The following is an 8,938-nucleotide window of genomic DNA, read 5'->3' as shown; positions in this document are numbered from 1 at the left end:
ATACCTTCATTGTATCTACATTGAATATACATTGCAACAATTAGTTTCCTAAGAGTGAACAAAGAGCCATTTAGGAAATTTCAGACTTTACCGGACCAGAGGAAGTGAAACTTTATCCATTTCCCTTAACCTGCACATTATCGACTAACCAACCATCTTTTTCTTTCTTCATAGTAGTTTGAACAATCAACACTTGATTCGTAGTGACTGAATTTGCAGTCGTTGAGATTTCAACAATGTTTAAAAACAATTCATGGGATTCATCCAACGTTTTTGAATAACTCTCTAGTGAAAGTAATTCACTTTGCACGCTGACTGTGTGCTTTTGATCAGATCGAGAAGGGAATGCATAATCAAACCCTTTTTCTGTTGTATGCTTCTTAACTGTTTCATATCGCTTATCTATGTCGGAGTAATTAAAAAACGCTTCGAAAAATGCCTTGTTTTCCGATGCGCTGCTTGTTGATTCTATATGGTTCAATTCCTTGATTTTTTCTGTCAGAACCTCATTTTTATCCTTTAGCTTTTCAATTTTATACGTTTGCTGTCCATTCGTAAAAATCCGGTCAGCAATATTAATAATAAACAAGCTGAAGCCCATGCAATATGTGTTTTCATGTTTCCACTCCTAGTTATTTAATTCGTCCAAAAGATACAAGGTGATCTCTCCAATAACCTGATTTCAAATCAGAATATTCGATTCCATTGTCATTTGAATTAAACATTCTGCCATTGCCTACATAGATACCGACGTGAGTAATGGCTTTTCCTTCATATGTGCCCCCAAAGAACACTAAATCACCCGCAGTCGCTTCTTTTTCACTTATTTTCTTTGTTGCTCCATGTTGTTCTTGTGCCGTTCTTTGAAGAGTGATTCCGGCTTTCGCAAAAGACCACTGAACAAGGCCCGAACAATCAAATCCAGTTTTCGGGTTTGAACCACCCCAGGCATACGGTTGCCCTTCATACTTCAAAGCTTCTTTCATGACCGTTTCATAGAAATCCATAGAACCATTCACAGGCTTTACATTTTTATCAGAGCCTTTTACATACCTCATGACATGGTCAACATAACTTGGGTCACCATAGCTCTTCCAGCCCATTTTAAAAGCTTGCAGTCGACTAAAATCGAGTGCTAATTGCTTAGTGTATTTCCCGCCATTCTTTTTCACATAGTCTATAAATCCAGTACCGAAATTGTATGCCTGTAAGGTTAAACGAACATCACCGCCAGCCTTTTTAAAAACCTTCTTAAAATGTTTAATGCCGACTTCAATCGAATATTCCGGGTCAGTTATGGAGTTTGGAGGTAAACCGATACTCTCGGAACTTTGCATAATATCTAAAGAACGCCCACCACTTTCCTGCATGGTGAGCGCCATTATAATATTCACTTGGTCAAAAACGCCTTCCTGGCGGGCGTATTTCTCAAATACCGCCCTAAATCGTTCAACTTCCGGTGCAATGCCTACCGTTTCATATTCGCCATCCCCGCCGCCTATAAAATCGTCTCCCACGTGATTTTCTCTTGAAATGGTCATAATCACTGCGATACATAAAACAAAAAAGAATATAAAAGGAGCCGAGAACACCGAAGGAAGAACTACCTTTTTACTTATCATCTTGTTCTTTCATCCCTTCTCAGTCGATCTTCTACTTTTGATGAAGAGCGTCGTGCAATTTCATTTAAAGACACTTGTTCAAATTTATTAACGCTTTGTTCAGTCCGTTTAATGCTAGGTGCTGAAGGCTGTTTTTCTCTTGATACAGTCTTACTTTCAGCAGGAGCAACAGTCTGTTTTTCCTCAACACGAATACCATCTGAATGAACTTTTGCGGGTTCAGATGGTCTGATTAGACGTTCATTATTGGCAATAGGTTGATTTTCTACTTTTGTAGATTGAGAGCTTTCAAAACCGAGCTGCGAGTCAGGGTGATTCGTCATGATTTTTTGGTCTGATCGTTTGATCTCCGCTGATCTCTCTTGTGCTACAGGATCACTCTTTGAAACAGAATCATCTTTCTGCACTTCAAAATCTTGTTGCTTATCTGTTTCAGAATTTTGCTTTTGTTCTTCAACATACTCTTTCTGATCAGTGCGTTCTGTATCTGTATCTTTATCATTCTCTTGTAAGACAGGCGCTCGATTAGAAGCAATTTCTTCTTCATGTTGTAATGATGCATCGTCAGTTTGTTTCTGGTTTTTGGGCTGTTTAAGAAGCTGTTCCACAAATTCTTTTTGATCTGTTCGTGCTGATTCATCTTTTTTATCCTGCAAGATAGGTGCTCGTTTGGATAAATCCTCATTTCCTTCATTCAAAGCATCTTTCAACATAGGGGAGTTTATCCCGTCTTTTCTCAATCTGTCTAAATGAGATTGCTGTTTATTTTCTTTTGCATTTGCAAAGGCTTCTTTTTGTTTTTGCTTTTCTTGTTCTTTCGATAGAGTTTGAGGATTTCGTTTTAGACTTCGACTATTATGATTAGCTATTCCGTTAGCTGTTTCTTTTTGCGGGGTTCTTGAAATGGCATGAGTATTATCATATCCCATAGCAGCCCCACTCGGTGAATTACCGCCACCTCCAAGAGCACCATCTACGCTATCAGCTGAACCATCTTTTCTTCCTCTAAAATTCTTTGCAAAGTCAGTAAATACGCCTCCTCCGTTACCCCATACTCCACCTATTTTTTTTGCTTGTTCCCAAGCAGGCTGAACAAGGTTTTGTCTCATGTTTTCCATCATATTATTATCAACTGAAACCACTTTTCCAGCAGTCACAAACTTGATAATGGCATCCCTCTTGTGAAAACCAATCCACAAAATTGAGGCAAGGACAGCAACATTCAATAGATACATTCCGAAACCGTTTGGAGGTATTAACTTGTCAACGATAAAACATGTCACGTACACAAACAGAACGATAATACCTAACATAGCTTTTAGTAGATAAACACTCCCTAAGCGTCCAAGCGTAACAAATCCCGAATAAGCTAATTGAGGAACATACGCTAAGATGAAAGCAAATGGTACAAAAAAGACAATGACTAAAGCGACAACTTGAAGCAAGAAATTAAAGAACGCTAATGCCAAAAACGGGATTCCAATAACAATAGAAGCAACTACAGCAATAAAAGATTCCCCAAGTTGATTAAAAACATTTCCAGAGGTCATTGACTCATTTTCGTATTTTTTAATTTCATCATCATCTATATAATCCTTTTTCGCTTCTTCTCCTTCCTTAGACAGTTTATAAGATAGCAATTTATCGACCCTTGATAATTTATCTTTCGAATCACCTTTTTCATTAATTTTTGCTTCACTTGTTTCTCCAAAGTTCACGATTAGAAATGGCTTCATCAAAGCAATGTCAAAGTAAAGATTACGCATAACCGCAACTGTGCCTTCCATTTCCTTTCCTTTTTCAATAGCAGAACTGTCAGCAAAATTGCCTTCATCATTAACAATGCCAACCAATCCATTTCCCGCAGTTAAAAGCTTTCCTTGCGCTTCTACAGACAAGGCATTCAACGCTTTCATGTAATAACCAGCGTTCGACATCCAAAGCCCACCGATCACCATGACACAAATAAATAGAATACTCCGCCGCATTGCTTCTTTTACGCTACCTCTCACACAGAACAGGTAGACAACATAGGCGCACGTGAAAATAAATAAAGCTTCACCGAAATTCTTTTTCAGTGTTTTATAAACTGTTTTAGAGACGTTTGTAATAGAATTTGCGAACTCGTCAATTGGTTGCAAGTTATACAAAATATCCATTCCCGCATCAACCACACGGACAATATTGCCTGCAAAAGAAAAAGTGACGTTTGTCAGTCCAACAAACGCCCCCTTGATTAAATCGTCAGATGCTTCATTATTCGCTTGATAGCGTGAGATAGGAAATCTTTTCACCTTCAATTCAACGCCGCCAGCTTTTTCGACTTGTGGCTGCGTAGTGGTATCTCCGTCAGCCGAAAATACTGTTACAGCTGAAGCAACAGTTAAAAACAGCAACACGATAGCCGATACAATCAGAATCCTTTTTTTCTTCATCACAGCCACCTCCTAATCTAATCGAGTTAATAAATAAAATTGGTATCGAGCTTTCTCTAAATCTTTTTTCGATAGCACAACATTTTCAGGATAACGTTCATTCAGAGAAAAACAGATTGCCTTCTGATACTTCATATGTCTAAAAATCTTTCGATTCTGTTCAACTTTAATGCCTAATAATTCTTGAAGAAACTGTGCCGTTGATTTATGACCTATAAAGCTTTTGTATCGTCCTTCATAATACTTAAGCCACTGCTGTGCATCTTCTAATGTGATTTTCTCAGCTTTATAAAATCCTGGAACTGTTACGACAAGAGAATTTAATAAAGCAATTTCCATGTACGTCTTAACCCCTTTTACAAATATTTTTCTTCCGCATATGCGACAGCTTTTTTCTCAACCGTTTTCAGAGCACCTTGCCATTCTTCGAATAAGCATTCAATCGAAATTTTGGAGGTACGGCCATAGTAATCTTTAAATAGACATTGACCTTGGAACATGGATTCCATCATTTTTTTGTTTTCTTTTGTGACCTCCATGTTCATCCATTTCAACACTTCTTCACGTTCGTTTGGTTCATCAAAGGCGAAGGCAACGCCAAAGTTTCCGGAATCCTCTTCTTTCAAAGCGTCTTTTGTAGATTGGGAAATGAAATATTCCGCATTGTTGTATGAACGACCAATCCGGCGCATTTGTCTCTCAACTTTTTTCCCTTGTTGTGACGTGGTAAATATCCAAGCTTCATCTATAAATTCAACAGTTTGTTCATCTTGATTCATACCGAATAGTTCGCAGAACTTACCAAGCGCAAACATGACGGCACTAGACTTTAATTGTGATATGGTGTAGTTTTCAAGTCGCTCAGCATGATCCGGCAAATCCATATTTTCAACTTCTAAAATGGTGATTCGTTTTTCAAGTGACAATGCAGGGTTTGAACCATCATGAATACAAAGTTTCAAAATGGAATCTGACACAACCTCATTTAAGTAATCGCCAGCTTTTTGTACAGCTTCTTCCGGATGGTTCTGCATCCTCCGAATAATATCAAGTGAGCCGACCTGTTCGCCTTTCTGTTTCGCCTCAATTACTTCTGACGTAGCACGAAGGAAAGCTGTATTCACATCGTCTTTCCCTTTAAAGTCATATACTTGTTCAAAAATGACTTGAACTAGCTCTTTTGCTTTCATAGGAGGGAGGAAGGAGATAGGGTCAAGCGCCCCCCAGTTGTGAGTGTTTTCATGATCTAGCGTGATATAGTTGTATTTCTCTAAATGTGCAATATATAAGGGAAAGTTCTCTCGAATATACCCATCATTCAAGACTCTTTGAATCCACTTTCTCATTTCCTTTTTAGGGTCTATATACAAAGATTTGATGTTTAACATGCTGATATAGTTAAAAATCAATTTCGCCAAATAAGACTTGCCGTTTCCTGTGTCTCCTGTGATTAAGCAGTGGGGAGAACGTGTCTTTGAACCTTTTAACTGCTGATTCGCTAAGAAAGGGTGGAATAAGACAAAATCACGGCTGGACATAATGGCACTTTCTAAGTCGGTGTGCTCTTGGAAACGATCAACCCAACCGAGAAAGAATCCAATTTTCGAACCAATATCAGAGTTAACAGCAAACAGGCCTTCTGCCACGCCGTCTTGTGTCGTTTTTTGAGTCCAGTTCTTATCGGTTATGTCTAACTTTTCACCGGGAAGCATTTTATAAAAAAGGTTCAATTGATCAGCCACTGGAAGCCGACAAGTAATTCCAGCGCCTTTTAAATGCCTTTTGACAATCGTTGCTTTCCCCACACATTCTTTTTTTGTCTTTCCATGAACGACTATCACAGAAAGCCAGTTCATCACATGCACATCTTCTTTCTTTATTTCATCTTGTAAATGTCTTATCATTGTGGCACTTGTGACAGTGGAAACATCACTTCGATCGCCTGTGCTTTGTTGTTCTTTTTGTTCTTCTTTCAATTGCTGTCTTTTGATGTTAAGAGCAGGCTTAGTAATAGATTTTGATTCCGTTTGAATTTTCATTTGCACTTCAACTGGGAAGGGAAGAGACTGTGCTTCATAAAACAAATCACTTTCCGACATATTGTGAAGGAATTCGTCAATCACGACAAAAGCTGAATAGCCTTCATCCTGATCACTATGCAGATGTAAAACTGATGGGTCGGTGGGGTCTATGATCGTGTTTGTTATCGAACGAACATCTTTTATTTCACTTTCTTCGTTCGTCTGGTGTTTTAACCCACGTACAAAGTGATAACGGTTAATGTATGTCATTTCTGTTTCTGAAAGCCGTTCTCCGCGAACAGAAGCCATGATATTCGCTAGTGTTTCTTCTACTTCCTCATATTTTTCAAAAAAAGAGGTGGAAACATTTTGTTCCCACCCGAGCATTTTCACAACCGTATCAGTCGCCGTATTGAAAAAAGATAGGATATTGTCTTTAAGTTCGACACTAATATTTACTAGACTGCTTTTCAGTTTTAGACCAAAAATGAAATCATACTTTGTTAGCCTTCCTAATCGCTGTTCTAACAGCCTTACCGTTTCTTCATTGTAGTAACGTGCCACATCCATTGCATCTGCCGCAATATCTGTTTCTAAATCCTTAAATCGTTTTTCTAATTCATACTCACTTGGATACATCATCAAGTGAAAATCCTCATAAGATGTAATTTCTTCGAAAAGATGCTGCCATTTCTTTTTATACGACTCAACTTTTTCTTTATTTTGCATAGGAATCGAATTGCTTTTTATTCGGTAGTACGCCCACACGTCGCCCGTTCTTGTTAACAGCAAATTCTTGTGTATTGCCTTCATAGGCGTTTTTAGTCTCATTTGAATAATCCACCACCTTCACAAGTTTGCGAAACTCAATTTGTTTTTCGTTACTCAAATCAATCTTCCGATCATTGCAAAACTTCTTTTGCGGAAGCTTGATGAGGAAGTAATATTTTGCGAAATCAAAGAAATATATATAGATGTTTTTGCCCTCCGGCTTTATTTTCGTTACAAGCATCGTTAAAAAAAATGGTATTCCAAAAATCACAATCACATAACTGTTATCAAAAGCGTGAGGAAAAATCATCCTCACGCCGTACCATAATCCAAAGCATAGACCAACAAAAATGAAATAGTTAATAGCCGGTATTAACTCAACTGCAAAGGGTAACGAATAATTTTCGGTTAATTGCTGAATTTTTTTCGGCTCTCTCATTGCCTTCCGGTAGTTGAACACCAGACGCCCCATTCAGATGCCCCCTTACAATTTTTCCATTAGCGCATTGATCCAGCCGGAGAATTCTGACCAGTGTTTAATAACCCATGTCACCGCACTGCCAATACAGCAAACAAAGATAATGCCGCCCATTTTTAATTTCATAAGATTCTTTGCGGCTATGAACATGACCACGATCGTAATGAATTGGATAACAACATCAGATGCCCATCCTTTTACCCCTCCAAGCGTTGGAAGGTCTGCGCCAAGAATAAAGAAATTCATAAATTCCATATTGATTTTTACCTCCTATTGATGAGTAAGTTTTTTCACGTAATATTGACCACTGTTTTCCGTAATCTCTAAACTGAATTTTTCATTTACTGGAATGTCATTTTCTTTTTCCTTAAATTGAACAGCACAAAAAACCTCGAAACCTTTTTTTGTCTCGAAGATTTTCACTGATTGAACTTCTCCCAATAACAAGCTTCCTTCCAATGCTTCTGGCTTTTTCATCATGTAAACCATTTCTTCTTTCTTTTCAGAAGCGTATTTCTCAAAGAAAGTGTGAAGAAATGTTTCTATAGATTCTTTTTTCTCACCTGCATATTCGTCTCTAGTTTCTTCATTACTCTTAGAAGCAATATCGCCTTTTAGATTATAAATCTGTGTAAAGTAAGGAACAGCAGACACCGCAAAGGAATCACCTTTACCTGTGACTGGAATATTCAACAACATTTGTTTTTCAGATTTCTCGTTTGTTTTAATCTTTTCTTTCACCTTCTTTTTCTTCTTTCCGTCTTTAACTTCTTTTTCAACTTCCTTTTCTACAGGGTATAGATTTTCATATGTGACCTTATATTGAAAAAGACTGTTTTTATCACCTTCTTTCACGTTATATAAGCTGTAAGTCTTTAACTCTCGATCACCTTTTAAGCCATCTACATTAAAGCGATCTTCATCCTCAAAATGGTTATCTTCCTGTTTCACCATGTAGCTTTCAAGGCTCTGCATACGTTTTTCAATAGATTCTTGATCGTTCTTCACATTGACGTATTCATTGATAAACCCCGACAGAAAGTTTTCAGCAGCAGTCACCGAAATTTCTTGTTTATCGTCATTTGTTGGCTTATTCGCTTCGTCTTTCATGTCATTAAGTTGGGAGCGAGTATTAATTGAAAGAAGCACAGCAAGCATACAGATAAACAGTAAACCCCCAACACAAGACCACAATGTAACTGCGATCAGCTTCGACCTGTCACGAGGGACTTTCTGTTTGTCTTTGTCCGGTCTTTCGATTCGTTTCAGTTTTTGAAAGGCAGACCGAAAAAATGAATCTTCTTTTTTATCCAAGTCAATTTCTTTATGAAGCAATTCGATTCACTCTCCTTTCATAGATTTCTAAGCACTTTCCTCCTGGTTAACTTTCATGTTTCTTGTCATTTTCAAAATGGCTCTCGCCATTTTTTCATAGTTCGGTTCGTTTAACTCCGTCACGATCACTTTCACTGGCTTTCCTTTAATCTCAACGACCTCAACACTCTGTTTCATGAAAGACCTCGCTTTCTTCAAACCTGTTTTGTTTTTTCAAGGAATAACAAAAAGGATGCTACACATGTAACATCCTTCTTTAGCAAATTTTATTGAATT

At 37.8% G+C, this 8,938-nt stretch carries 8 protein-coding genes and 1 pseudogene; all 9 read right to left on the bottom strand.

The features are described 5' to 3' along the window. Positions 1-112: 112 nt before the first annotated feature. Positions 113-618 (bottom strand): annotated as a pseudogene (locus tag C1T29_RS03280) (hypothetical protein). 14 nt (positions 619-632) lie between these two features. Continuing rightward, positions 633-1,622 carry a bifunctional lytic transglycosylase/C40 family peptidase gene (locus C1T29_RS03275; RefSeq protein ID WP_103749751.1) on the bottom strand — a complete coding sequence of 330 codons (990 nt, stop codon included), beginning with the start codon at positions 1,620-1,622 and terminating at the stop codon, positions 633-635. After that, entirely contained in the window at positions 1,619-4,066 is a 2,448-nt protein-coding gene (locus C1T29_RS03270) for a CD3337/EF1877 family mobilome membrane protein (protein WP_103749752.1), read from the bottom strand. Before C1T29_RS03270 ends, C1T29_RS03275 begins: the two co-directional genes overlap by 4 nt. 3 nt (positions 4,067-4,069) lie before the next feature. Continuing rightward, entirely contained in the window at positions 4,070-4,396 is a 327-nt protein-coding gene (locus C1T29_RS03265; RefSeq protein ID WP_014662881.1) for a YddF family protein, read from the bottom strand. A 17-nt stretch (positions 4,397-4,413) separates the two neighbouring features. Continuing rightward, entirely contained in the window at positions 4,414-6,909 is a 2,496-nt protein-coding gene (gene conE, locus C1T29_RS03260; RefSeq protein ID WP_142393710.1) for a VirB4-like ATPase ConE, read from the bottom strand. Then, positions 6,797-7,321 carry a conjugal transfer protein gene (locus tag C1T29_RS03255; RefSeq protein WP_103749754.1) on the bottom strand — a complete coding sequence of 175 codons (525 nt, stop codon included), beginning with the start codon at positions 7,319-7,321 and terminating at the stop codon, positions 6,797-6,799. Before C1T29_RS03255 ends, conE begins: the two co-directional genes overlap by 113 nt. Before the next feature lie 12 nt (positions 7,322-7,333). Further along, positions 7,334-7,582 (bottom strand): transposon conjugation system subunit ConC, encoded by a 249-nt coding sequence (gene conC, locus C1T29_RS03250; RefSeq protein WP_087961787.1) that lies wholly within the window; start codon positions 7,580-7,582, stop codon positions 7,334-7,336. 15 nt (positions 7,583-7,597) lie between these two features. Then, on the bottom strand, positions 7,598-8,662 hold the full coding sequence (locus C1T29_RS03245) for a conjugal transfer protein (protein WP_103749755.1): 1,065 nt from the start codon (positions 8,660-8,662) through the stop codon (positions 7,598-7,600). Positions 8,663-8,689: 27 nt separating this feature from the next. Beyond that, positions 8,690-8,839 (bottom strand): hypothetical protein, encoded by a 150-nt coding sequence (locus C1T29_RS03240; RefSeq protein ID WP_172843756.1) that lies wholly within the window; start codon positions 8,837-8,839, stop codon positions 8,690-8,692. Positions 8,840-8,938: the final 99 nt, after the last annotated feature.

The sequence above is a fragment of the Bacillus sp. MBGLi79 genome (genome assembly GCF_002953915.1).
This window is presented reverse-complemented; position numbering and strand designations above follow the sequence as displayed.

What these genes read in the sequence shown, in the direction of transcription:
- conC (WP_087961787.1), bottom strand. Translation starts at nt 7,582, where the DNA reads ATGGAATTTATGAATTTCTTTATTCTTGGCGCAGACCTTCCAACGCTT.
- C1T29_RS03240 (WP_172843756.1), bottom strand. Translation starts at nt 8,839, where the DNA reads ATGAAACAGAGTGTTGAGGTCGTTGAGATTAAAGGAAAGCCAGTGAAA.
- conE (WP_142393710.1), bottom strand. Translation starts at nt 6,909, where the DNA reads ATGAGACTAAAAACGCCTATGAAGGCAATACACAAGAATTTGCTGTTA.
- C1T29_RS03255 (WP_103749754.1), bottom strand. Translation starts at nt 7,321, where the DNA reads ATGGGGCGTCTGGTGTTCAACTACCGGAAGGCAATGAGAGAGCCGAAA.
- C1T29_RS03265 (WP_014662881.1), bottom strand. Translation starts at nt 4,396, where the DNA reads ATGGAAATTGCTTTATTAAATTCTCTTGTCGTAACAGTTCCAGGATTT.
- C1T29_RS03275 (WP_103749751.1), bottom strand. Translation starts at nt 1,622, where the DNA reads ATGATAAGTAAAAAGGTAGTTCTTCCTTCGGTGTTCTCGGCTCCTTTT.